Source organism: Maribacter spongiicola, assembly GCF_052119685.1.
Classification (GTDB): domain Bacteria; phylum Bacteroidota; class Bacteroidia; order Flavobacteriales; family Flavobacteriaceae; genus Maribacter; species Maribacter spongiicola_A.
The window spans coordinates 114,844-138,380 of the sequence record NZ_JBGQOO010000009.1 but is presented as its reverse complement, the minus strand read 5'-3'; the positions used below and the strand labels follow the sequence as shown (position 1 = coordinate 138,380).

The 23,537-nt window shown below is 34.7% G+C and carries 29 protein-coding genes; 24 read left to right on the top strand and 5 right to left on the bottom strand.

Annotated elements, in window-relative coordinates:
• Positions 1-168: 168 nt before the first annotated feature.
• Together ACEN2N_RS13885 and yihA are read left to right on the top strand one after the other, a co-directional pair.
• Positions 169-933 (top strand): alpha/beta fold hydrolase, encoded by a 765-nt coding sequence (locus ACEN2N_RS13885; RefSeq protein WP_441824887.1) that lies wholly within the window; start codon positions 169-171, stop codon positions 931-933.
• An 11-nt stretch (positions 934-944) separates the two neighbouring features.
• The gene (yihA, locus tag ACEN2N_RS13880; RefSeq protein WP_441824886.1) at positions 945-1,559 is read left to right on the top strand and encodes a ribosome biogenesis GTP-binding protein YihA/YsxC; all 615 of its coding nucleotides are present in this window, start codon (positions 945-947) and stop codon (positions 1,557-1,559) included.
• A gap of 613 nt (positions 1,560-2,172) precedes the next feature.
• Here the strand turns inward: yihA and ACEN2N_RS13875 are convergent.
• Positions 2,173-2,535: a GTPase gene (locus ACEN2N_RS13875; RefSeq protein ID WP_441824885.1), complete on the bottom strand. Its 363-nt coding sequence runs from the start codon at positions 2,533-2,535 to the stop codon at positions 2,173-2,175.
• Positions 2,536-2,740: 205 nt separating this feature from the next.
• On the opposite strand from ACEN2N_RS13875, the gene ACEN2N_RS13870 reads away from it, so the two are divergent.
• The 19 genes from ACEN2N_RS13870 to ACEN2N_RS13780 all read left to right on the top strand — a co-directional run bounded on the left by ACEN2N_RS13870 (position 2,741) and on the right by ACEN2N_RS13780 (position 16,998).
• Entirely contained in the window at positions 2,741-4,537 is a 1,797-nt protein-coding gene (locus tag ACEN2N_RS13870; protein ID WP_441824884.1) for an ATP-dependent nuclease, read from the top strand.
• 142 nt (positions 4,538-4,679) lie between these two features.
• Positions 4,680-5,594: a hypothetical protein gene (locus ACEN2N_RS13865; RefSeq protein ID WP_441824883.1), complete on the top strand. Its 915-nt coding sequence runs from the start codon at positions 4,680-4,682 to the stop codon at positions 5,592-5,594.
• A gap of 68 nt (positions 5,595-5,662) precedes the next feature.
• Complete coding sequence (locus ACEN2N_RS13860) at positions 5,663-6,298, top strand: hypothetical protein (RefSeq protein WP_441824882.1); 636 nt, start codon at positions 5,663-5,665, stop codon at positions 6,296-6,298.
• An 85-nt stretch (positions 6,299-6,383) separates the two neighbouring features.
• Positions 6,384-7,007: a hypothetical protein gene (locus ACEN2N_RS13855; RefSeq protein ID WP_441824881.1), complete on the top strand. Its 624-nt coding sequence runs from the start codon at positions 6,384-6,386 to the stop codon at positions 7,005-7,007.
• Between the two features lie 349 nt (positions 7,008-7,356).
• Positions 7,357-7,704 carry a hypothetical protein gene (locus ACEN2N_RS13850; RefSeq protein ID WP_441824880.1) on the top strand — a complete coding sequence of 116 codons (348 nt, stop codon included), beginning with the start codon at positions 7,357-7,359 and terminating at the stop codon, positions 7,702-7,704.
• 139 nt (positions 7,705-7,843) lie between these two features.
• Entirely contained in the window at positions 7,844-8,302 is a 459-nt protein-coding gene (locus tag ACEN2N_RS13845) for a DUF2750 domain-containing protein (protein ID WP_441824879.1), read from the top strand.
• 46 nt (positions 8,303-8,348) lie between these two features.
• Positions 8,349-8,852 carry a hypothetical protein gene (locus ACEN2N_RS13840; RefSeq protein ID WP_441824878.1) on the top strand — a complete coding sequence of 168 codons (504 nt, stop codon included), beginning with the start codon at positions 8,349-8,351 and terminating at the stop codon, positions 8,850-8,852.
• Positions 8,843-9,091, top strand: coding sequence for a tetratricopeptide repeat protein (locus ACEN2N_RS13835; protein ID WP_441824902.1), 249 nt, complete (start codon positions 8,843-8,845; stop codon positions 9,089-9,091). The genes ACEN2N_RS13840 and ACEN2N_RS13835 overlap by 10 nt, the downstream gene beginning before the upstream one ends.
• Before the next feature lie 44 nt (positions 9,092-9,135).
• A complete protein-coding gene (locus tag ACEN2N_RS13830; protein ID WP_441824877.1) occupies positions 9,136-9,990 on the top strand; it encodes a DUF5694 domain-containing protein in 855 nt (284 codons plus the stop codon).
• Positions 9,991-10,051: 61 nt separating this feature from the next.
• Positions 10,052-10,540: an AAA family ATPase gene (locus ACEN2N_RS13825; protein ID WP_441824876.1), complete on the top strand. Its 489-nt coding sequence runs from the start codon at positions 10,052-10,054 to the stop codon at positions 10,538-10,540.
• 71 nt (positions 10,541-10,611) lie between these two features.
• Positions 10,612-11,340, top strand: coding sequence for a zinc-dependent peptidase (locus ACEN2N_RS13820; RefSeq protein WP_441824875.1), 729 nt, complete (start codon positions 10,612-10,614; stop codon positions 11,338-11,340).
• A 165-nt stretch (positions 11,341-11,505) separates the two neighbouring features.
• Positions 11,506-12,009, top strand: a complete 504-nt coding sequence (locus ACEN2N_RS13815; RefSeq protein WP_441824874.1) for a YegJ family protein — start codon at positions 11,506-11,508, stop codon at positions 12,007-12,009.
• A 98-nt stretch (positions 12,010-12,107) separates the two neighbouring features.
• Positions 12,108-12,491: a DoxX family protein gene (locus tag ACEN2N_RS13810; protein WP_441824873.1), complete on the top strand. Its 384-nt coding sequence runs from the start codon at positions 12,108-12,110 to the stop codon at positions 12,489-12,491.
• Between the two features lie 99 nt (positions 12,492-12,590).
• Positions 12,591-12,935, top strand: coding sequence for a cupin domain-containing protein (locus ACEN2N_RS13805; RefSeq protein WP_441824872.1), 345 nt, complete (start codon positions 12,591-12,593; stop codon positions 12,933-12,935).
• A 9-nt stretch (positions 12,936-12,944) separates the two neighbouring features.
• Positions 12,945-13,346, top strand: a complete 402-nt coding sequence (locus ACEN2N_RS13800) for a group III truncated hemoglobin (protein ID WP_441824871.1) — start codon at positions 12,945-12,947, stop codon at positions 13,344-13,346.
• Positions 13,347-13,801: 455 nt separating this feature from the next.
• Positions 13,802-14,437 carry a transglutaminase-like domain-containing protein gene (locus tag ACEN2N_RS13795; RefSeq protein ID WP_441824870.1) on the top strand — a complete coding sequence of 212 codons (636 nt, stop codon included), beginning with the start codon at positions 13,802-13,804 and terminating at the stop codon, positions 14,435-14,437.
• Positions 14,438-14,524: 87 nt separating this feature from the next.
• On the top strand, positions 14,525-15,112 hold the full coding sequence (locus ACEN2N_RS13790) for a hypothetical protein (RefSeq protein ID WP_441824869.1): 588 nt from the start codon (positions 14,525-14,527) through the stop codon (positions 15,110-15,112).
• A 48-nt stretch (positions 15,113-15,160) separates the two neighbouring features.
• Positions 15,161-15,742 carry a hypothetical protein gene (locus ACEN2N_RS13785; RefSeq protein WP_441824868.1) on the top strand — a complete coding sequence of 194 codons (582 nt, stop codon included), beginning with the start codon at positions 15,161-15,163 and terminating at the stop codon, positions 15,740-15,742.
• Positions 15,743-16,338: 596 nt separating this feature from the next.
• The gene (locus tag ACEN2N_RS13780) at positions 16,339-16,998 is read left to right on the top strand and encodes a hypothetical protein (RefSeq protein ID WP_441824867.1); all 660 of its coding nucleotides are present in this window, start codon (positions 16,339-16,341) and stop codon (positions 16,996-16,998) included.
• On the opposite strand, the gene gldC is transcribed toward ACEN2N_RS13780, so the two are convergent.
• On the bottom strand, positions 16,995-17,336 hold the full coding sequence (gene gldC, locus ACEN2N_RS13775; RefSeq protein WP_133688849.1) for a gliding motility protein GldC: 342 nt from the start codon (positions 17,334-17,336) through the stop codon (positions 16,995-16,997). The genes ACEN2N_RS13780 and gldC overlap by 4 nt on opposite strands.
• Positions 17,337-18,314: a gliding motility lipoprotein GldB gene (gene gldB, locus ACEN2N_RS13770; protein WP_441824866.1), complete on the bottom strand. Its 978-nt coding sequence runs from the start codon at positions 18,312-18,314 to the stop codon at positions 17,337-17,339. It lies immediately after the preceding gene.
• A 70-nt stretch (positions 18,315-18,384) separates the two neighbouring features.
• On the opposite strand from gldB, the gene nadE reads away from it, so the two are divergent.
• Both nadE and ACEN2N_RS13760 read left to right on the top strand, forming a co-directional pair.
• Positions 18,385-19,173, top strand: coding sequence for an NAD(+) synthase (gene nadE / locus ACEN2N_RS13765; RefSeq protein ID WP_441824865.1), 789 nt, complete (start codon positions 18,385-18,387; stop codon positions 19,171-19,173).
• 166 nt (positions 19,174-19,339) lie between these two features.
• A complete protein-coding gene (locus tag ACEN2N_RS13760) occupies positions 19,340-19,969 on the top strand; it encodes a response regulator (protein ID WP_073247012.1) in 630 nt (209 codons plus the stop codon).
• 75 nt (positions 19,970-20,044) lie between these two features.
• On the opposite strand, the gene dnaG is transcribed toward ACEN2N_RS13760, so the two are convergent.
• A complete protein-coding gene (gene dnaG / locus ACEN2N_RS13755) occupies positions 20,045-22,030 on the bottom strand; it encodes a DNA primase (protein ID WP_441824864.1) in 1,986 nt (661 codons plus the stop codon).
• 69 nt (positions 22,031-22,099) lie between these two features.
• On the opposite strand from dnaG, the gene ACEN2N_RS13750 reads away from it, so the two are divergent.
• Positions 22,100-22,351 (top strand): zinc-ribbon domain-containing protein, encoded by a 252-nt coding sequence (locus ACEN2N_RS13750; RefSeq protein ID WP_441824863.1) that lies wholly within the window; start codon positions 22,100-22,102, stop codon positions 22,349-22,351.
• A 58-nt stretch (positions 22,352-22,409) separates the two neighbouring features.
• On the opposite strand, the gene ACEN2N_RS13745 is transcribed toward ACEN2N_RS13750, so the two are convergent.
• Positions 22,410-23,492, bottom strand: coding sequence for a hypothetical protein (locus ACEN2N_RS13745; RefSeq protein ID WP_441824862.1), 1,083 nt, complete (start codon positions 23,490-23,492; stop codon positions 22,410-22,412).
• Positions 23,493-23,537 lie beyond the last annotated feature (45 nt).

The window sequence follows — 23,537 nt, the reverse complement described above, 5'->3', positions numbered from 1 at the left end:
GAACACCTTTTTGCACTTCATCGATATTTATAGGAAATTTTTACCACTCGGGCTTTATTTCTAGAAAATCTGAAATCTGAAAGAATCAACAATTCACCTTATCGAAAAGAGTTGTTTGCTATTCTCGGTAATTACCTATATTTGGAGAATTACTGATGAGTAGTGTGCATGGAAAACGATTTGATCAACGAAGGAGGATTTAAGTATATAGAGAAAGGCGAAGGCAAACCCATTATTATTCTTCACGGATTAATGGGCGGACTAAGTAATTTTCAGGGAGTATCAGACTATTTTCCTCCGAAAGGGTACAAGGTTCTTATTCCTGAATTGCCCTTATACGCTATGCCGATGTTAAAGACAACGGTGAAGAACTTTGCCAAATACCTTAAGAAATTTATAGATTATAAAGAGCTAGACGATGTTATTCTTTTAGGCAACTCATTAGGTGGCCACATTGGTCTATTACATACTAAAATGTACCCAACCAAGGTAAAAGCGTTGGTTATTACCGGTAGTTCTGGTCTTTATGAAAGCGCTATGGGCGACGGTTACCCTAAACGTGGTGATTATGAGTTTATTAAAAAGAAGGCGCAAGATGTTTTCTATGACCCAGAAGTTGCTACCAAAGAGATTGTAGATGAAGTTTTTGCTACCGTTAACGACCGTATAAAATTGGTGAAGACCTTGGCAATCGCAAAAAGCGCTATTCGTCATAACATGGCGCAAGATTTACCGAAAATGAAAACCCCTACTTGTATTATTTGGGGAAAAAATGATAGTGTTACCCCACCAGATGTTGCCGAACTGTTCGATGAGCTTTTACCTAATTCAGATTTATTTTGGATGGATAAATGCGGACATGCACCGATGATGGAGCACCCAGACGAATTCAATACCATTCTTGATGAGTGGTTGACGAAAAACAATTTCTAAATACCCTACGAATGAAAATAAAGTCGGCCGACTTTGTAATGAGCAACTCTGATGTTGCCAAATGCCCGAAAGAGCCTTTACCCGAATACGCCTTTATTGGTCGTTCAAATGTTGGTAAATCTTCTTTAATTAATATGTTGACCGAGCGTAAGAGCTTGGCAAAAACATCTGGCAGACCTGGTAAGACCCAATTGATCAACCATTTTAAAATCAATGAGAATTGGTTTTTGGTAGATTTACCTGGCTACGGTTATGCCCGTGTTTCTAAAAGAGATAAAAATACTTTTCAAAAATATATCACCAATTACTTTTTACAGCGAGAGCAGCTTGTTTGCTCTTTTGTACTTATAGATATTCGCCATGACCCACAACCTATAGACCTGGAGTTCATGCAATGGATGGGTGAAAACGGAGTACCTTTTGCCATTATCTTTACCAAGGCAGATAAATTAAAGCCAAAAGCTGTTGAGCGACAAGTAAAAAAATACCTAGATCAGCTAATAGCCGACCTGTGGGAAGAAGCACCGCCACATTTCGTAACCAGCTCAAGCCACCGTAGTGGTCGCGATGAAGTACTGGCATATATAGATGATATCAACGAGAAGTTTTTCGAGGCAACGAAATAGTTGTTGGTTGTTCGTTGTTGGTCTTTGCGAGGAGCTTTTCGCGACGTGGCAATCTGTTTAATGTGTGTTCTGTATTCAGTTTTCAGTAACAGTAGGCAGTTTTTTGTATTAAGTATTAAGTACAAAGTACTTAGTTGTTCGCGCTAGTACTTCGTACTGTTTACCTTTTGCTATTCACTTTACACTCCACATTCATTACTTAATACTCTTTACTTAGTACTTTGTACTTCTTACTTTGCACTTTGTACTTTCTCGCCAACGTCTTAGCGAGCATAGCGCGGCTATCTGCTTGTTTGGAACAAAAATCAATTCGGCTACGCTCAGCGACCGAGTAAGACCAACAACCGACAACCAACAACTATCAACCAAAACCAAATACAAAACACACATTCAACAGATTGCCACGTCGCAAAAAGCTCCTCGCAAAGACGAATATTTAAATTTCCCTGTCATAGCGAGCAAAGCGCGGCTATCTGCTTATTTGGAACAAAAATCAATTCGGCTACGCCCAGCGACCGAGTAAAACCAACAACCAACAACTAAAACCAAATACAGAACAAACATTAAACAGATTGCCACGTCGCGAAAAGCTCCTCGCAATGACGAACAACCATCAACTAAGCGTAGCGATCAACTCCTCCACCGTCTCCATAGCATTTAACTTCTCGGCAGACACCAAAACCTCTAAATCATAATCTGTTTCTACCAATATAATAGGATAGGTATACTTATGCCCAAACTTACTTTTGTACTTTTTTTGAAACTCATCTTTATGAAAGAATTCTAGCTCGTAGCCTTGCGCTAACAAACTTTCTCTAAACGCTGTCCATTGTTTGTTCTCTGTGAAGTTGCCGAAGGTTAATGTGCAGAGTGCGCAGTCGTACGTATCGGGACTCACAATTTTATGGGCGAAATCTAGCATTTTGCTACCAGCATCGCTATTGGCATTATAGATAAATAGAATTTTATTTGACATGAGCTTTTGGTCGTAAAAATACCCAAAACATACATAATTTTTGACCAATTATGGTTTCCCGTAATGTAGTGTGAAATGGAAATTGTAGGTTTATTCTTTAGTGGAATATTAGAGTTATCAATTATATACATTTCTTTAATTAACAAGATATATGTAGTTGTACATAAATCAATACGTTTACCCACTAGCTTAAAAAACATCGCGAATGAAATTAGAAAAGTTAGAACTTAGAGGATTTAGAAAGTGCAGTACTATTGACATTCAACTTGGAGATGCTACTTTCCTAATAGGAGAAAATAATGTTGGAAAATCATCAATTTTAAAAGCAATTGAATTGTTATTAACTGCAAATACACCTACCGAAGAGGATTACTCTAAGATTTTCAATGTAGACACAAATTGCATAGAAAATTCTAGCACAGAAATAGTTCTAGTTGGAACATTTAAAGATGTTCCTATGGAGGCTGACGGATGGACTGGCTTTAAAGGAAGGGTTTTCATAGAAAATAATAAAAGAAAAATTAAATACAGAAAAACTTTCTCAACAAATAAACCAAAATATGAAATTTGGGAACAAGACAAAAAGTTAAAAACTGCGATTCTTGATGGAAATAAAATAACTATTGACTCAATAATTGCTAGCGGAGTTGAAGAAGCCTTATTAAAACAACATTTCGGAGAAATTGAAAATACTCAAAATCTTACAATCACTAAACACAAAGGACTTCTTGAAACTTTTGTACCTGCGTGGGACTATCAAGAATCTTTCAATTGGATTAATAATCCAGGAGGTATTCCACAAAATGTTATATCCAAATTACCAAAGTTCATATTAATACCAGCCGAGCATAAAGCAAATGAAATTGATAGTGATAAGAAAACCGCACTTGGAGAAGTTATGTCTACAATCTTTGATGATGTTGTAGAAAGTTCAGAAAATTTTGATAAAGTCAAGGAGTACTTTGGTGAATTAGAGAAAGAAATTGATACCGAAAATACTGATACAATCTTTGGTAAATTAATGGTTAGAGTTAATACCACAATTAAATCGATCTTTCCAGATTCTGAAATACAAGCTAAAGTCAATCTTTCAGACCCAAGTAGTTTTCTAAAACCCAAATATGATATTAAATTAGGTTCTAATATTATGACTGACGTATCATATCAAGGAACAGGTATGATTCGTTCAACAGCTTTTTCTTTACTAAAATTCAGAGAAGATTGGAAAAAAGAGCGTGATGGAGATTTGAGAAATTTAGTTATATGTTTTGAGGAACCAGAACTTTTTTTACATCCAAATGCTTCAAACCAAATGCGAGATACCATTTATGAATTAGCTGGCTCAAGTAACCAAATAGTTTGTACATCGCATTCACCATATATGATTGACCTTTCGAGAGAAAAAGAAAATCAGGTAATCAATAATATCTCTATACAAAGTGATTCTTTTGTAAAATCAACAGCTTTTTCGGTTACTGAAAAATTTCTAGAGTTACAAGATAACGATAGAGATTATGTTAAAATGCTTGTGAAAATAGATGACTATTTTGCAAGAGCATTTTTTGCCAAAAAAATTGTAATTGTAGAAGGCGATACAGAAGACGTTGTTTTAAGAAAAACAATAAGTATTCTTCCTAAAAATAAGAAAGACAGAATTGTCTCGGACTATCAATTTATCAAAGCTAGAGGTAAAGCTACTATCCCACCACTTCTAAGATATTTTAGTTCATTAGGTATAACTGAGTATTTTGTTATACACGATAGAGACCAAGGAACACCTAGAGCTGAAGACGTTAACCCAAGAATTTTAACAGCGTTAGAAGAATCGGAAGATAAACGTGTAATGCTCAAAGAAAATATTGAAGATACTTTGGGTTATGTTGCGCCATCAAAAGACAAGCCTTTTAAAGCTCATTTAGAAACAAAGGATTGGCAGAAATTTGATGATATTCCTTTGGACTGGCAATCGGTAATAAATAAAGTCTTCAAAGATTATATGTAGAAATTGTATGGGTAAAAGTGTTTACAAGAAATAATGCAATTCATTGCTAACGCTAAGGTTTGGGTGTTTTTGGAAAGTTTCCAAATTTTAATTAATAACAACTTTCCAAATAAAAAATAAAAAAACTTAAAAACAAACGAAAATGAAATTATTAATAACGATCATATTATTTTGCGGAATTAAATCATACGCATCTGGTTTTAAAACCTTTGTTCCGAAGGAAAATGGATACGTTCCTGTTGAGATAAAAGTTGAAAAAAAATCAATAAATAATATCTGTAAATTTCTTAGTTACAATTCAGAAGAATTTTACACTTACAATGATTTTGATTTAAAAGACAATAAAATTTTTATAGTGATTTTCAAATCATTTTCAAATAAAATTATTTGCGTCTTAACCGAAGACATTGTCGATTCAATTGAACAAAAAGATGTTGATAGTTATCTGGTAAACTTCAATTTCAAAGATGATTTTAATTCATATGATATTGAAAGCACTCTTGAGGACGGGGTGAAAAATAGATCACTTTCAAAGGAATTTTTAAGCGAAGTACTTGACATTCCCATAACTGATAGCGATTCCTTTATTGCTATAGAAATTGGTTACGAATTACATTTTAAAAATGATATCCTTTCTTCTTACAATCCATCCGACGGACTAAATAAGTGGACAAAAAGTTGGAAAAATGAAACGCCAGAACGCTATCGAAAATATTACAATGAAGCATCTCGACACCAAACAAACGATACGGACATTTTAAAAGAATTGAACACTCAATCTGATGCATTTGCCAATACACCAGACGGTGTTAGAAATGAATACATAAAATTTCACACTAGCAATAGCGGCATTGTTAATTACAAAATGTTACTAGTTTCTCATTACAATGTGACGATTAATATAGACGAGTTTAAATTGATAAATAAAGGCAGATATGAACTATCAAATGAATTTAAAGACCAGGGCAATTACAGAAGGACAACTTTTCGAGTGAATAAAGGACTATATACTTTTGATGAAAAAGGTAAGTTCATTAATTCTTACATATCGAATTAAAAAACTATGCCAGACCATGGCTATAAATAATTGCTTGTTCTTGTTTACATCTAAAAACCAGAAGTTCTATGAAAAAAATAATCGAAATTATCTTATTAACTTTTATTATTTCTTGTAGCAATAAACCAAAATATGACTACATACTAATAAGTGAAGTAACCGACAGAGCCTTTAACAAAACAAGCATTGAAATCCAATTAAAAGAAGAGTTAAGCGAAGCAGACTTAAAAAATATTGCACTAGAAATAAAAGGCAGTAGAGATGATTTTGATAAAATTTGGATTTTTTACTTTCTGCCTGATCAAGAACCTGGGAATGGAGCTTGGGCTACTACGCATTTTAAACCGGAACTAAATGTAAAAATTCTCGGAGCAACCAAAGAAGCTTCGGTCAAAATGAATACAACTAAAGTTACAGGCGAAATAGTACATTCTTGGTTTGAAAATGACCCCATGCTTCCAAACAATAAGTATTTGGTCAAAGAAAATGACAAGCTATATATGAAATCGATTTATGCGAAAAGCAAGTTAGCTGGAGATAGTGGAGAAATGAAAGAAGAGGTTTTTATAAATAAATTAAAAAACGGGACAACAAGGTTCGATTACAAAAATAATCACGGAGAATACTATCTAATTGAAAAGAATGGAAACTTAGGTTTGTATGATGATTCTGGCAAATTTATGGAAGCAGAAAAGATTAATTAATCATAAAACATAGAAAGTTTTAATTAATTGAAAATAAGATAATTGTACAAACCACATCAAAACAATAACCCTAGCAACTATTATAATGAGGTATTTTCAACTAACATGCTTAGCTCTTCTAACATCCTTATTTTCTTACTCACAAACAGATAAGAAATTAAATGAATTAGAAAATCAAAAGAAAAATATTGAACTAGAGGTTGAAAACTTAACCGACTCAATAAGAAGTATTGATTTAAAAATAGCACAAATAAGGTCCCAAAAATTCTTGGACAAAATAAAAGATTCTTCACTTACTGCTATTGCGAGAAAAGGAGCTAAACTAAAAAACAGACCTAGTTTATATGCTGACATTATTTCAACTTTTATAGAAAACAAGGAAGTTATTATTCTAGAATATCACGACAGTTACTTTGAAGTATGTCAAGGCTCACTTTGTGGTTATATGAGCGAAATTTGGATTAAAAGTAATGACTCAACTTCCGAATTCATTAAATCAATTGACACAGAAAAAAAACTTAATAATAACCTTAATAATACTCCTTCATCTTTCAGTACATCAATAAAGAGTACAAATTCAAGTAGTTCTTCATATAAACCAAAGAGATATCGCTCTTCTAGAGCTTATTATAGAGGGTCAAGAGGCGGTTGCTACTATATAAATTCAAGTGGCAATAAAAGTTACGTCTCTAGAAGTTTATGCAATTAATACTAAAAACAACGTTAGCTAATTACACTTATAATAATTGTTGTCTTTGAGCTATTTCATTTTAAATATTTTCCAATTTCAATTTCTGCACTAAGCAACTAATCTTACACAAATACGTTTAAAAACATCATGAAAAAAACACTGTTAGTATTAATTATAGTTCTGACTTCAAACTTCGCTGAAGCTCAGTTTATAAAAAAAAAAATCAATAAATGCCCAAATTGGATATGGTATTAGCGCACCATTCAATAGCATTGACGAAATCGCCGACAAAGGTATTTTTCTACAAGGCGAACTCGTATTAAAAGTCACTTCGTGGTTTGAACTAAGACCATACGCGGGTTTTATATTGACAAATTCCAACGGGAAAGATTTATATAACAACCCAACTTTTGAAAAAGCCGAATCTAAAGCGGTTTTACTTGGTGGAAAAGCAAGAGTTCGTGCACCAATACCATGGGTTGCACCTTACGTTGAAATTGGACTAGGAACTTCTATTGGAAAATTTGAAACATTAACAGCTTTTGACAACGTTGATAAAGGTGGAATTATTTACCATATACCTTTTTCACTTGGTCTAGAATTGGGAAAAAATAATAATGTTGATTTAGGACTAGCATATTATTTTCAACCATCGGTCGAACAATTCGTTGGCGCTTTTGCAGTCGGAGTTACATTTCTGTTGAATACTAAATAATATGGTTTTAAAAATACAGTAAATAATTTATTGCTAGTTCTAACATACTTACGGAAATCAGAAGCAAAGAATACTGAAACTAAACTATACATCAATTATATTAGTTGTTTTATAAAAGCATAATCCACAAACACAACACATGGAACAACAAGGCTCAGATATCATTGCAAATAGATACCAAAAATTTATAAAAACGGTTTGCGAAACAGACATTGTTTATGCGCTACAAAATCATGACGGTTTTGCAACCTCAGCATCTGTGCAGTATGATGATGAAAATGACAGACCTGTTGGTGTACTTTGCTTTTGGGCAGAAAGTGGCAGAGCGAAATCTTGCACTATAAACCATTGGAGCAACTACCAAATTACAGAAATAGCATTAGTAGACTTTATCGAAAACTGGGGCGTGGGCATGGAAAATGACGGAATTATAGCCGGCATTGCCTTTGACCAAAATATGTTCGGCTACGAAGCAAAACCCCTAGATTTAATTCTTGCCTTAGTTGCTGAAATAAAAGCTACCAATAAAGAACTACCGCTTCAAAAATTCGAAAATATTGCTGATTTAGAAGAGCAGGCGAAAGAGGCGAATGGGTAACTAATAAGCGAAACGTTTATACTTGGTTTAAATTAGTATTACAATTATGAAGAAACTATTCGCAGCAATTCTTATTAGTCTTATGAGCTGCAAAAATAGCTCGTCAAGCACAACTTATATTCTGGGTAAAAACGATATTGAAATAACAGATTCTAAAGAACTAAATATTAATAATATTGTCAATGGAATTGACCCTATATTTAAAAGTCAAGGCTTAAATATTATTCTTGATAAAACGTATTCTGAACATTTTGAAGAAGATAATCGCCCAAATATATGGATATTGAATACAGCCGTTGATTTAAGTGTAATTGAAAAAGAATTATCTAAAACATATGAAATTCTTAGTCAAGCCAATACAGGTGATGGAACTAAGGATAAAAGTTTAACTCATAATTTTATGTTGGAATTTGATTCAAAACAGTATTCTATACTATTTAACACTAAAGTCATTAGGGATAAAACATATACTATATATTTCAAATCATTATCTGGCGAAAGTCTAAAAATGCGCGATGTTTATTTTAAATTTATAAATGAATTAAAGTAAGCTTACAGAAATCAATTTCTGAATTTCAACGCGCTTTAAACCAATCTAAGAACATGCCAGAAGCTCATTTTGGAATGGCAAAAGCATATGGTAAAACTGGAGAAATAGAAAAAGCCAAAGAGCATATTCAAAAAGCCGAAGAGCATATAGCCTCTAAACGTGAGGACCATTATAACGAGTTTCTAAATGAAATCTATTTGAATGAAATTTTAGATTTTAAAAAATCTTTAGAAGAATAGCCTTCAATCAAAAAACCACCGACCACCAACTTTAATAACCAAAAATGAAAAACTTAAAAATAGTAACAGCGCTTCTGATCGTATCATTCTTTATTTCTTGCACAGAGACTCCAAAAGAAACAGAAGAAACAAGTACAGAAGCAGCACCAATAACGCCACAAAGTTCTAGTATAAAAGTATTGAACTTTGCTACCTTCCACATGGGGTACACCAGCGATGCACACACCATGGACTTTGATGAAAACAACGAAAAAAACAAAGACTCTATTCACCAAATAGCTAAAATGCTCTCTGCGTTTAAGCCTACTGTTATTATTGTAGAAACCGTACCTGAATACAACGAGACTTTACAAAAGAACTACGCTACTTATTTAGAGGCGCCAGAGACTAATTTTGAAGAACCAAATGAAGTTGAACTTCTTGCTTTTGAATTGGGAAGACTAGCAGGTGTAAAACGTATTTATGGCGTTGATCATAAAATGGAATACAACTATGCTATTGGATCAGAAATTACAAATGCAATTGATTCTGTAACCTACAACGCATTTATGAAGAATCCGTTTGAGTCCGTTCCTGGTCAAAATATTTTTGAGGAAGGTATATCGTTATACGAGAAATTAGCTCGAATGAACAATCCTAAAATATTGGATCTACTTATTACCGCAAATGCTGACATGCTCACCTATGTAGGTACTGAAAATGGTTTTGAAGGTGCTGATGAAGCCGCAAAGTATTATCAGAGAAACCTAAGAATATACGCTAACCTAAATAGACTTAAACTAGCCCCATCTGAAAGGGTTTTTATTATATCTGGCGGAAGCCACACTGCTTTTCTTAGAGAATTTATGCGTAGAGATGCGAAGTACGACATGGTTGATACGTTTGAGTATTTGAAGTAGTAAACACCAGAAATCTATCCATAAAAGAGGTTATTCTAAAACTTGAAATTTTAAAAACTCTATGCTACACCTTATCGTCGGTAATACAGGATCCGGTAAAACGACCTATTCCAAGGAACTGAAAAAGAAAACCAAAGGTGTAATTTTCTCCATAGATACTTGGAACAACACCTTATTTCTGCCAGATAAAACGGAAACTGACGGATTAGAATGGTTTTTAGAGCGTATTGAGCGTGCAGAAACCATGATCTTAAATGTGGTAACGCAATTAGAAGAATCTCATATAGATGCCATTTTAGACTTGGGCTTATCGAAATTTGAACACCGAGAAAAGTTTAGAGCTTTTGCTGTATCTAATGGGTATAAGATTACTCTCCACTTTTTAGATATTTCTAAAGATACCAGATGGCAACGTGTACAACAGCGCAACACCAAAAAAGGAGACACTTTTGAGTTTGAAGTTACTCAAGAGAATTTCGAATTTATGGAAACTTGGTTTGAAAAACCTACCAAAAATGAACTTATGGGTAGTGTTGTTATCACCGAATAATACTAGCTTTGCGGAAGCGTTTTCGACTATCTATTTTTTTTAAAAACCATACTGTCAACCAAACCAACTACTTGAACGTAAAACATACCTTCGTCAACTTTTTTCTTAAGACCAGTAGTAAGCAAGAATGCCATGAGGTACTAACCATTTGGAATACGTACTACGCTGCATTATCTGAAAAACATCAAGAGTCTTTTGTAGTAAGAACACTACTGTTTTTAAATACTACAGATTTTGGTTCTACAGAAGGTTTTGATCTTACTACCGAAATGAAACTGGTAATTTCTAGTGCATTCGTTCAAATTACTTTTGGCTTAAAACAAGATATACTTAATATCTTCAAAACGATTTTCGTTACTCCGTCTTCATACGCATACACTAGCAGAGCTATTTTTTATGATGGTGATGTAAATATGGTGACCAAGCGTGTAAACCTCTCATGGCCCGCTGTAGAAAAAGGCTTCGTTATTACCAATGACGGGTTAAACATTGCTATTCATGAATTCAGCCATTGCCTAATTATCGAAAATTCTAAGGGTTCTTATTTCTCGAAAGTATTTAACGATACAGACCTCAACGCTTGGAAAGAATTGGCTACTCAAAAAATTCCGCTTATTCGCGAGGGTAACTTTACTATTTTCAGGGACTATGCCGGCACAAATTTAATGGAGCTTTTTGCTACGGCGTTAGAAACTTTTTTCGAGCAGCCACATGAGTTTTATTCATACGCACCTACCTTTTACCGTACTACAGCCAAAGTGCTAAAACAAGACCCTAGAAACGGTAAAAATCCGAAGTAAAGTACCTCTAAACAAGATACTAGCTATTTAAAGGAGATCAATCGTAAGTTTCGAGGTATTCTTCAAAGCATAAAAATCTCGATTATCGAGTAAAACAATACCAGCAGTATTGCGTTGTATTTCATGGTACACTAATTCACTTCGATTAAAATAGACTATCATCTTATGAAGAAATCGCTACTTTTTATCGCATTAATCTTATGTATACTATCCTCATGCAAAGAAGGTTCAGTTGATAAAACAGAACGCTCTGGCGAACCAGATGTTTACAATGTAGAAGACGATGATGCTAAAATGAACCAGGCTATGGTCAATGCCAAAAATTCTATCGATGAATTTAAGAATGCTCTTGCCAGCGACAACCCTAGTTTTGAATATTTTACCATCAAACAGAAATTCAATGCCGATGGTGGTGACGAACATATTTGGGTGGGTGATATTCAGCTCATAGATAACGATTTTATGGGCATAATTGCCAATGAACCTATATACACTAATAAAGTTCAATTAGGTGATACTATTACCGTAAACCCTGCTAATATTAGTGATTGGATGTACTACGACGACGGCAAAGTGGTCGGCGGTTATACCATTCGTGTTATTCGCGACGCACTATCGCCCGAAGAACAAGCTCAGTTCGATGCTGAAAACGGACTGATATTTAAATAATTACTTCTTCTTTTTTACTTTTCTACATAACATAACTAGCTGTATTTTATTGAAATAAAACGTACATTGTAGTTGACAATCAAATCAACCAATACTGTATGGAAACTATAAAAAAAACCTCGAAAGGCATCTTGTGGACTTCTTATATTCTACAAGGCATTGTTATTATTATGCTCTTAATGGGCGCTGTAAATAATGTTTTACAAACCGAAACGGCTGTTAAAGGAGCTGTAGAAATGGGATATCCATCAGAATATGTCATGCCTTTGGGCATTATTTTATTAGTATCTATTGTTCTATACGCCATGCCGAAAACCATGTTTATCGGTGGTTTGCTTGTAACCGCATGGTTAGGTGGTGCAGTGGCTACTCATGTAATTCATAAAGACCATATGACCTTAACTATTTTTCCGATTATTTTCGGTGTTCTTGTGTGGGTAAGTGTTTTACTCAGAAATAAGAAGTTGCGCGATTTGCTATAAAATCAATTGTATTTTTCAGTTCGCCATCTGGTTATCGTCTTGGTATGAGAAGCGTCATAGTTCTAGTTGCCGTTCATTATTACTTTTGAAAAAAGTACCATGCAAAAGATATCTTTTACCGAAAATTTAGATTTCAACGATACTAAAATTGTTACCAAAGTGCTATTGGAAACTTCGTTCTCAAAAGAGATTCGTATTCTATTGAAAAAAGGGCAGGTCATGAAAGAGCATAAAGCTCCTTTCCCCATCATAATACATATCGTACAAGGTGAAATTGAATTCGGAGTAGAAGGCACTCATCACACCCTAAAGCAAGGAGATATCATTACCTTAGCTGCAAATGTTCCGCACGACCTTTTAGCGAAATCTGACAGTATTGTTCGACTTACACTTTCTAAAAAAGATGCAGCTGAACGGGTAGAAAAAGTTGTTGCCGATTCTTAAATAAAGACCATGAGCGAAATTACCAATAGAGAAGATGTTAGCAAATTGGTGCATACTTTCTATGATAAAATACGGCAAAACGAAATGCTAGGTCCTATTTTCAACGGACATATTACCGACGAACAATGGCCTACCCACTTAAGCAAACTCACCGATTTTTGGGAATCGAACCTTTTTGGCGTCCGTACTTTTCGTGGGAGTCCGTCTAAGGCACATGTCAACGTCGATAAAAATCTTAACCATACCATTTCTCAAAATCATTTTGCACAGTGGTTACAACTATGGTCTGAAACTATTGACGAACTGTACGCGGGTGAATTGGCCAATAATGCAAAAGATATGGCCCGTAGAATGTCGACAGGGCAGTATATTCATATCTGGCAAAGTAGACCGGAGGAATTTAGGAATTAGGATTTAGGGGTTGGGATTTAGTAGGCAGTATTCAGTAACAGTTGGCAGGTTCAGTGTTCAGTTGACAGGGTGTTAGTGAATTAGTTTGATAGTGGATTAGTATAAATTTGCTTTTGGCTACTGGCTACTTAAACATCAACAATTTAGCTTTGCTAAATACTACAGTAAAAACAAGTCTATTCTCTATTTTCTAAATTCTAACTTTACAATAGATACTTAATACTGGCTTTTGGCTTTTGCAATAACAATAATTTAGCTTTGCTAAATATTTAAATCAAAATAAATCTATTCTCTATATTCTATTTTCTCTATTCCAACTTCGTTATAGTTACTTAAGACCTTGTACTCTTCACTTAATCACTGAATTTAAATAGACATAACAGCCATTGACGAAGCGAGTATGCCAAATCTATTTCGTAAATTGAACATGAAATAATTTGCTAATTTTCAGTATTATGAATTTTCTATCCCCTACCTATTTTTTTGATTATGAAAGTGAAGAGATTCAAGACTTGGTTTCTGAATTTAAAAATACGTCACTTTCTGATAAAGAAATTTCTATTGCGCTATATAACAAAGTGCGTGATGCATGGCGTTACGACCCTTACAGCTTAAGTTTCAATCAAGAAAAATACCGAGCTAGTGAAATTGCAAAACGCCCAAAAGGTCATTGCATTGATAAATCTATCATATTAATTGCTGGACTTCGTGCTCTGGGCATACCTGCAAGAATTCACTTGGCGAAAGTCAAAAACCATATTGGAGTAGAACGATTAATAGAGAAATTCGGATCTAATGAACTGACTCCCCATGGTATGGTCGATGCTTTTATAAACGGCAAATGGTTGAAGCTATCGCCTACATTTAATGCAACATTATGTGAAATGCTTAATGTAGCGCCCTTAGATTTTGACGGCGAAAATGATTCCATATTACAAGAATTCAATTCAGACGGAACACAGTTTATGGAGTACCTAGAAGACTATGGTCATTTTGAAGATGTACCTATGGAGTTTATGGAACGGAATGCACGAGAACACTACCCAAATATTTTTGACCCCAATAGCAACCAGACCGAGTTTCAGTTGTAGATTTTAACAAACTTTAATACTCAAAATTCTGGTCACCTACTGTACAGATTATTTTTTACAGTACATTCGATGAAAAATAAAATTCCCTTGAAAAAATTCATCTCTACTTTATTCATAGTATTCTCATCTTCATTGGTAATAGCACAAGAACCGATGGAATGGACACCCGATTACGAATTGCAACTGAGTGACTACCAATCTCCGGAATCGGAAATTAATGCCGCCCTTACCTCCTATTCTATTTATTCGGGCGCAAAAATCGATTTCAGCTTCAATATGAACTCGGTCTCTTTCATGTTCACCAAAAATTTTAACGACAAAGTGAGAGCCATTTTTCAACGAAACCTTGCTGTTCTTGTTGCTCCAGATTCATTGACGGCAAATCAATTACTCCGCTTTGGAAGGTATGACTTTGATTTGGTAGAGCTATACTCCAGAAAAATACGTAAGAAAATTTATGAGGAAAAAGGTGCTTTTAGCGATTCGAGTTTATTTCAACCTATTTTCAATGAACTACAAGAAGAAATGAATACGGTAAGTGCCCAAGTTTTTAAAGCCACCGATTTTGGTAAAGATGCCGAAATGTTACAAAAAGAACACGAAAAGGTAACACAAAAGATACATGCTTTATCCGACTTTTGTTTGAGTTGTAAGCCGAAGAAAATAAAGAAATAAATACATGTCTTTATGTATTGGTAAACAACTTTACTAAAACCAATACATATGAAAAATACTCTTCTGTTTTTATTAGTTATGACAACTTTACTTTCTTGTAAAGAAAATAAGTCAACTGCCCTATTAGTTGCCACAAATGATAATTCGGCTACTATAACCTCAAAATTTCCAGAGAGTGTTCGTACTTGCGGTGCCAATAACAAACTATTTGATGCCATACCGCATCTCGATACCTACGAAACCTATAATTTTAAAAATGTGGGCTGCACTAAGCGTGGTCTTATTGCCCAATACGACCACCCTACAAAAGAATTTTACGAATTTAATTTCACCATCAATGAAGAAGTAAGCGAAAACAAAACAATGCTCAACTATTTAAAAGTAGGTTACAATGGTGCAGTAAAATTAAAAATCGAAGGCACCTATGTTAGTGATCTACATATTTTTGACAATGCGTTTATAACTACCACCACCGAAGCCGAATACGAGGAAGCAAAGTATCATGCCACCTATAAAGATAAATACACTATCATATTATCTATTAGAGGTGAAAATCTAACTAACAAAGCAGCAATCGATAGTTTTGTAGCAAAATATCTTGAAACAATAAAAAAAGATTTACTTGATTAAGTAAAATACCTCTGGGCATGCACCTGAGAATGACTTTTCCATTGAATGAATATCAAACAGAGCGCAGTCAAAGGGAATGGAACACACAAGGGTCTTCGACTGCGCTCAGACTGACAGAAGCACTGACAACTCACATAGATACTTTGATTCAACAGATTGCCACGTCGCAAAAAAGCTCCTCGCAAAGACGTAACCTTTTACCTAAGACTTTATACTATTTACAATAGCAAAACGAAATGTCAGTTCGAGTGAATTTTTGAAGTATGAGAAAATTTGTATCGAGAACCATTGCGTGTACCAAACCTGTTCTCGATACAATTTTACGCCTCCGCTATGCTACATCGTAAAACCACTCGAATTGACATTGATAATATTAAGACCACAGATTGCCACGTCGCGAAATGCTCCTCGCAATGACAGATACTTTATACTTAAGACTTAAGATTTCTTACTTACTACTTTGTACTTTGTACCTCGTACTTTGATTCCTCGTACTTCCAAATTCAGCTCAGCACCCAAAACCTTCAATTGAGAACTATTTTTTATCTTATGGTTTGTGAATACTCCATCTTTGAGTAACATAAAACCAACAGACCATGGAAAATATCATTGAAATCTTTATTTACATACATGCCTTTTTTGGTGGTGTGGGGCTTATTACCGGTATCGCAAGTATCATGGTTAAAAAAGGAAGGTTAAACCATAAGCGATTGGGCAAATGGTTTTCGTGGTCTATGATAATTAGTTCTGCGATTTCTTTGGTAATTGCGAGAATGCCCAATCACATCAACACATTTTTATTCTTGATCGGCATTTTCACTATTTATATGGTTTTAGCCGGTAACAGGGCACTCACATTTAAATCTGTCAAAAAAACAAAAGCAAATTTGACCGATAAATTGGTTTCGGGTATTATGGCTTTCTCAGCGCTATTAATGATTGGCTTTGGAATAAACGGACTCATACATAACTACTCGCACAGTATTCTTTTTCTGTTCTTCGGAATTATAGGTCTCTTTTTACCTTATGGAGATTATAAACTATTTAAGACCACATTAGAAAACAGGAAGCTTTGGCTTATAAACCACCTAAGTAGAATGTTAGGTGCACTTATTGCCTCGATTACCGCATTTATAGTTGCAGGTATGCACCAAGACACGCTTTGGGCATGGATGACCCCGTCCGTTTTAGGAACTATCTATATTGTCTACTGGATTAAAAAAACGAAAGGTAAAAAGAAGTTAAAAACAGCTTAATCTTTTTCTTTAAGATTTAGGTTTTCTGCGAAGTAATCACAGAAATCTTTCATGGTAGCCGTCATTTTATCGTCTTGTGTCGCCTTTTGAAAAGTATCGGTCAAAGAAACTAAAGTCTGATGAAAGAATGTTTTCATCTCATCAACAGGCATATCTTTTGTCCATAAATCAATTTTTAAAGACTCTTGGTTTTTACTATCCCACACAGATAAAAGCATTGCCTTTGCTGCCTCATTCTCAATACCACCGTCTTGTGCAGACCAGTTTAATGTTTCCGGAATTCTATTTTCATCTAATCCTACGCGCAGTGTAATTTCTGAAGTATGTAAATCTGCCATCTAATTTCTCGGTTTGTAATTTGATTTCTTAAATATTTCATCTGCAGGCATGGTCATTAATTGTTTCATGCTTACATCATTATTTTCCATAAAGGCACGAACAATTTGCCATCCTATATAACGACCTAGCCTACCTGGCGATTCATTATCCAACTCCAATCCGAATTTCGAAAAAGGGGCAGGTTCTAAAAATCGTTGGTTCAATTTATTATCTGTACTGTATAAATATTCGTTCTCTATAAAATTTCTCCAAATAGGCTCTTCATTGGCAATTGCCCAATCGATTTCTGTTTGGGTGTATCCTATTTTTTTACCATCTTCAGCTTCTGGCATCAATTTATCCTTCAGGTATAATTCTTTACCAAAATAAATCATTCGAGCTAGATAGGTACGGTCTCTAGGTCTTGGCACCACTTGCTTGGCAAAAGAACTGGCAACATCGCTTACTAAAAAATTGCGATCTAATGATTGTGCTATATAACGTTGGAATCCGCCATAATACATATGCTCTGCACCCAAATAATTATCAAGACTAATGAATAATAAACTATCGGTTAAAATAATTCGGTTATTATAATCGACATCATTGGTTACCGTTATAATCTTTGGCAGGGTAAATTCTGGGAAGTAATATTTTATATGCTTAAAAAGTTGTTCTAAACCTTTTTCTTCATCTTCAAAACTGCGAAAAGCATTACCTACTTCTTGAAATAATTCAATTTGAAGAGAATCGTGCATTTTGGCTACCCAAACACTATCTGGTGCCGGAAACAAATATGGATACGTTTTACGCAATGCCGGTAATCCCTTTTCACCCGAAGCGGCAAACTCACGATCAAATCGCGAAATTTTAAGATCTACTGGTATAGCAGCAATCTCTTCAGCCACCTTATCACTATCATTACAGCTATAAAGAATGGTAAATACTGATAATAGTATAAAAATAGGTTTGACCTTGGCAAGTATTTTACAATACATTTTATTTTTCACAGTGTTCAACTTATTTTTATGGCAAAGTTAATTGATTTTACTAAATAATTAGAACGGTATGCAAACGGAAAAGGTAATTGAGCACATTGTTAATTGGTTAAGAGATTATGCTAACAACGCAAAACAGAAAGGTTTTGTCATCGGTATATCTGGCGGAATTGATTCTGCAGTTACTTCTACCCTTTGTGCAAAAACGGGTTTAGACTTGCTTTGCTTAGAAATGCCGATTCACCAGGCAGAGAATCAAAGTGACCGAGCATCTCGCCATATAGATTGGTTACAGGCTAATTTTTCTAATGTAAAAAGGCAGCCGGTGAATCTTACGCCAGTGTTCGATAGCTTGGTAGCTGCTTTACCATCTGTTGAAAATGAAGAAGAGCGTTTTATGTCTTTGGCCAATACAAGAGCTAGATTACGTATGACCAGTCTGTATTACTTTGCCGCATTTGAACGTTACCTGGTTGCAGGAACTGGAAATAAAGTAGAGGATTTCGGAGTTGGCTTTTACACCAAATACGGTGATGGTGGTGTTGATTTGAGCCCTATAGCCGATCTTATGAAGACCGAAGTGTATGCCATTGCAAAGGTTTTAGGCATTAACGAAGAGATAATAGGTGCTGCGCCAACCGATGGTTTGTGGGGCGACGATAGAACAGATGAAGACCAAATAGGTGCTTCTTACCCTGAGCTAGAATGGGCAATGGACATGAAAGACGAAGGCAAAACAGTTGATGATTTTGAAGGAAGGAAAAAGGAAGTTTTTACTATCTTTACCAGATTGAATACCATGAACCAACACAAAATGTTACCAATACCTGTTTGTGAGATCCCAAAAGAGTTAAAATAACAACTCAACTAAGAATCAAGGTATTAAATCGAAAATAAAGTCAAAATTTTTACGTTAATAAGAAAATAATGCAACTTTGACTTCTAATTTAGAATTTTAAGCCTTACATTGCATGTTGTCTTTTCAGACAAGAATAGGTCCTGAAATCTATATAAAAAAACAATTAATGATCAAAGTTTTAATAGCGGATAACCACCCTATCATTAGAATGGGAGTAAGGAAGGTTCTAGAATCCGCTGAGGGATTTGAATTGATCGATGAGGTAGCAACTACCGAAGAACTTTTTGAAAAACTTAAAGACACAACCCCCGATGTGGTCATGCTAGAAATGGATATTCCTGATGTTAACGGAATAGCAGCATTACGCAGAATTAAAAAAGATTACGCAGACGTAAAAGTTCTTATGTACAGCGGTCAATCTGAAGATGTTTATGCCTTAAGTGCTATTAGAGCTGGTGCTTTCGGATATTTATCAAAATCATCTGGTGTAGAATATATTACTGCAGCAGTAACTAAAGTAAGTGAAGGCAGCATGTTCATTACAAACGAACTTGCACAACGTCTTGCTTTTGATGAAGGGACTAAGAAACCTAGAAGGTTCTTTAGAAAACTTTCTACTAGAGAAATAGAAGTTTTAAAACTTTTAGCTAGTGGTAAACGTAACAAAGAAGTTGCATTAGGATTGAACCTAAATGAAAAAACAGTTAGTACCTACAAAGCTCGTTTAATGAAAAAGTTAAATGTAGACAATATGGTCGATTTATTACAACAGGCTAAAGCCTTAGAATTGTACTAAATTCTTACAACTGTCATATAATAAAAAAAGACCTGCTTTTAGCAGGTCTTTTTTTATGCACTCTATTTTTTTATACTATGATAAAACCCTATTCAATTTCTGATTAAGTAATTTATTCAACTGTATATAATTCATAATCTCCTCTAATGCCTCTCTATTATCTTTTTCTACCCCTTCTGTAGTATTTTGCAATGTTGCCATTCTTTTTTTAATTAAAAAGCAACGAAGTGTCAGTATAGTTTCACTGACCAATTGAGCTACACCTATTTCTTTTTTCTTCGGAAAAATCTCTTTACGCTCCCAGTCATCTAACTTATAGCGTTCCTCTTCCATTAAAATAGAAGAAATCTGATTCGCCATCTCTTGCTCTAAACCATTGACAAAATTGGTGATCGAAAATTCTTCTTTTTCATTTAAGGCTTCGATCAACCTTGAATACATTTTACGAAAATCTTCATTCGCCAATTCTATTTCGTCTTCTTGAAGATCTAAATAGATTTTCTCATATACCTTAATCTCAGATAACTCTGGCTCCAACACCAAATCTCCCGCCTCATTTTCTTTTAGTACAAGGTCTTCAAACTGCTCTTTGTGGTTTCCGTACAACATTAGCGATTCAATAATTTTTCGCTCTAACATATATTGTACATCTACTTTTTCTTCTTTCTGCTCATCGGTATTGCGAACAATATCAAAAGCCTTCTGTTCTTCTTTCTGCTGTACCTTTACATTATTCTCTTCTTTCTTCCCTATTTGGGCAAGTGTATTGTACAAAACCGCCTCAGATATATTCATGATCTGGGCGCACTCTTGAATATAAATCTCTTGCTGTATGCGATCCGGAATCTTAGCAATACTGTTCACGATATCTCTAACCGTATCTGCTCTTTTTATGGGATCGTTATCTGCCTCTTTTACCAGAAGCGACGCCTTGAACTGAATAAAATCTTTAGAGTTGTCATTAAGATAGGTCATGACATCTTCTAACTCATTATTCTTGGCAAAACTATCTGGATCTTCTCCTTCTGGAAATGTACATACCCGCACATTCATACCTTGCTCCAAAATAAGATCTATTCCTCGAAGCGATGCACGTAAACCTGCCGCATCACCATCAAACAATACCGTAATATTTTTTGTCAATCTGTTGATGAGCCTAATTTGTTCAGGAGTCAATGCCGTACCACTAGAGGATACTACGTTATCTATACCTCGTTGTACAAATTGAATTACATCGGTATACCCTTCTACCAAATAGCAATTATCTTCTTTAGCGATAGATTGCTTCGCATGGTAAATACCGTACAGTACCTTACTCTTATGGTAAATGTCGCTTTCGGGGGAATTCAGGTATTTAGCTGCCTTTTTATCGTTCGTTAAAATACGACCACCAAAACCTAATACACGACCACTTAGGGAATGTATTGGAAACATCACCCTACCTTTAAATCGGTCGAATTTTCTAGACCCATTCGGGTTGTTAGGATCTTCTTTAACTATGGTCAATCCTGTTTTTGAAAGGTACTCTAGTTTATACCCTTTATCTAAAGCTGCAGTTGTAAATCCGTCCCATTGATCTAGACAATACCCTAACTCAAATTTCTTGATGATCTCATCTGTAAAGCCACGCTCCTTAAAATAACTAAGACCTATTGCTTTACCGAGCTCTGATTCCCACAGCATTTCTTTAAAATGCGTTTGGGCAAATTCTGACACCAAGTACATGCTCTCGCGTTCGCTAGCTTGTTCTTTTTGTTCATCTGATTGCTCGGTCTCTTCTACTTCAACATTATATTTCTTCGCTAAATATTTTATAGCCTCAGGATAGGTAAAATGCTCATGCTCCATTAAAAAAGCAACTACATTACCTCCTTTTCCACTACTAAAATCTTTCCATATCTGCTTTACCGGCGATACCATAAAACTTGGTGATCGCTCATCAGAAAAAGGGCTTAGTCCTTTAAAGTTAGACCCTGATTTTTTTAGCTGCACAAAATCACCAATAACCTCTTCTAATCGAGCAGATTCATATACTTTATCTATGGTAATTTTTGAAATCATATTCCTCCCTTAATCCCTCATAAGGAGGGAAATAAATTTGTGTAAATTAGAACCTCAAAAGTACACATTATGATTCTATTCTTTGGCACTAGACCAGGAAAGCCAGAAACTAAAAAACTTTTTAATAGCACGTGTCCGTATTGCCATCATCGCGAGACGTTAACAGCTGTTACCCGAAAGAACTATTTTCATATATTTTGGATAAAGCTCTTTAAAATATCTAGCACAACTACAATAGAATGCAGCCATTGTAAACGTGGGTATTATGAAAATGAGTTTACCGAAGAGATGAACAGAGAACTATCTAATACAAATAATTAGCTGTAGTAACCGGTTATTACACACGGCACCACAGCTAATTTGATTGATGAATATTTTATTAAAGGTCGAAACGAAGACCTAAAGAAATGTTATGTTGCTCGACGGTGGCATCTTTAAAAATAGGATTCAAATCATATTTCATATACAACAGAAAGCCGTCAACCCCTGCATATGCACTTACCCCATAAATTAAGTCATTAGTGTTATAGCTACGCTTAAGTTTATCTTTTACATTATCACCGTCAAGGTTATATTTTAATTTTTGACGTGTCCCCAAATTAAATCCGCCATAGCCACCTATTCCCACTCTAAATTGATTTTTTAAAGAATATCGCATGGTTTTATCTGTTGTTTTCAACTTGGACGGACCAAATTCTAAATGCATAGGAAAAACCAGATTATCCATTCTAAACTTTGATTTATCTAGCTCATAATCGAACTCCTGAAGTTCTGATTGTCCGTTTTCAAGAGAGACTAAATACTGATTATCTTTTGGTTTTAAACCGTTAAACTGAAATGAAAAACCATAATTAAATCTCAACAAATTGGTGTTTTTAAATACCCGAGTTCGCCATTGCCATCCCATTTCAAAAAATCTACTACCACCTATCTTATATGGAGAATCATTTAAAGATTGCCCGTCTACAATAGCATTATTCAAACCTACAGCAAGAACCAAATCTGAGTATGTTCTTCTGTCATACATTGGTTCTCTTCTATTCGGATTCTCATTTAGTCGAATTCCGAAAAGTTTTGCATCGTCACCGTCATCATCGCCAAAACCGATTTGAAAAGCAAATTTATAATTCAAGGTATCCAATTCTTTCACCTCTCCATTATTTCGTTCTAATAATGCAATTTTGTTGTTAATAATGGCAATTCTATCTTCAATATTCAAAGCTCTCTTTTCGGCCGCTTCCATTTTCAGAGTATCTGCTTCTTCTTGTGTGATTTCGCCTTTCTCTAATCTTTTAGAAATCGCTTCTATTTCAAATTTTAAAGCTTCCTTTTCTTGTCTAGTTACACTTAGCTTTTGCTCATTTAAGATTTCTACTGTTTTTTGATAATCTTCTTGCGCTACTGAATTTTGCACCATAAATAGGGTCAGCATCACGATTAAATACATTGTAATTGTTCTCATTTCGATTTTGATTTTTTTTGATGAATAAAACTCCGCCCCCTGTCC

Coding starts and splice junctions, on each gene's coding strand:
- ACEN2N_RS13885 (WP_441824887.1), top strand. CDS start 169: ATGGAAAACGATTTGATCAACGAAGGAGGATTTAAGTATATAGAGAAA.
- yihA (WP_441824886.1), top strand. CDS start 945: ATGAAAATAAAGTCGGCCGACTTTGTAATGAGCAACTCTGATGTTGCC.
- ACEN2N_RS13875 (WP_441824885.1), bottom strand. CDS start 2,535: ATGTCAAATAAAATTCTATTTATCTATAATGCCAATAGCGATGCTGGT.
- ACEN2N_RS13870 (WP_441824884.1), top strand. CDS start 2,741: ATGAAATTAGAAAAGTTAGAACTTAGAGGATTTAGAAAGTGCAGTACT.
- ACEN2N_RS13865 (WP_441824883.1), top strand. CDS start 4,680: ATGAAATTATTAATAACGATCATATTATTTTGCGGAATTAAATCATAC.
- ACEN2N_RS13860 (WP_441824882.1), top strand. CDS start 5,663: ATGAAAAAAATAATCGAAATTATCTTATTAACTTTTATTATTTCTTGT.
- ACEN2N_RS13855 (WP_441824881.1), top strand. CDS start 6,384: ATGAGGTATTTTCAACTAACATGCTTAGCTCTTCTAACATCCTTATTT.
- ACEN2N_RS13845 (WP_441824879.1), top strand. CDS start 7,844: ATGGAACAACAAGGCTCAGATATCATTGCAAATAGATACCAAAAATTT.
- ACEN2N_RS13840 (WP_441824878.1), top strand. CDS start 8,349: ATGAAGAAACTATTCGCAGCAATTCTTATTAGTCTTATGAGCTGCAAA.
- ACEN2N_RS13830 (WP_441824877.1), top strand. CDS start 9,136: ATGAAAAACTTAAAAATAGTAACAGCGCTTCTGATCGTATCATTCTTT.
- ACEN2N_RS13825 (WP_441824876.1), top strand. CDS start 10,052: ATGCTACACCTTATCGTCGGTAATACAGGATCCGGTAAAACGACCTAT.
- ACEN2N_RS13815 (WP_441824874.1), top strand. CDS start 11,506: ATGAAGAAATCGCTACTTTTTATCGCATTAATCTTATGTATACTATCC.
- ACEN2N_RS13810 (WP_441824873.1), top strand. CDS start 12,108: ATGGAAACTATAAAAAAAACCTCGAAAGGCATCTTGTGGACTTCTTAT.
- ACEN2N_RS13805 (WP_441824872.1), top strand. CDS start 12,591: ATGCAAAAGATATCTTTTACCGAAAATTTAGATTTCAACGATACTAAA.
- ACEN2N_RS13800 (WP_441824871.1), top strand. CDS start 12,945: ATGAGCGAAATTACCAATAGAGAAGATGTTAGCAAATTGGTGCATACT.
- ACEN2N_RS13795 (WP_441824870.1), top strand. CDS start 13,802: ATGAATTTTCTATCCCCTACCTATTTTTTTGATTATGAAAGTGAAGAG.
- ACEN2N_RS13785 (WP_441824868.1), top strand. CDS start 15,161: ATGAAAAATACTCTTCTGTTTTTATTAGTTATGACAACTTTACTTTCT.
- ACEN2N_RS13780 (WP_441824867.1), top strand. CDS start 16,339: ATGGAAAATATCATTGAAATCTTTATTTACATACATGCCTTTTTTGGT.
- gldC (WP_133688849.1), bottom strand. CDS start 17,336: ATGGCAGATTTACATACTTCAGAAATTACACTGCGCGTAGGATTAGAT.
- gldB (WP_441824866.1), bottom strand. CDS start 18,314: ATGTATTGTAAAATACTTGCCAAGGTCAAACCTATTTTTATACTATTA.
- nadE (WP_441824865.1), top strand. CDS start 18,385: ATGCAAACGGAAAAGGTAATTGAGCACATTGTTAATTGGTTAAGAGAT.
- ACEN2N_RS13760 (WP_073247012.1), top strand. CDS start 19,340: ATGATCAAAGTTTTAATAGCGGATAACCACCCTATCATTAGAATGGGA.
- dnaG (WP_441824864.1), bottom strand. CDS start 22,030: ATGATTTCAAAAATTACCATAGATAAAGTATATGAATCTGCTCGATTA.
- ACEN2N_RS13750 (WP_441824863.1), top strand. CDS start 22,100: ATGATTCTATTCTTTGGCACTAGACCAGGAAAGCCAGAAACTAAAAAA.
- ACEN2N_RS13745 (WP_441824862.1), bottom strand. CDS start 23,492: ATGAGAACAATTACAATGTATTTAATCGTGATGCTGACCCTATTTATG.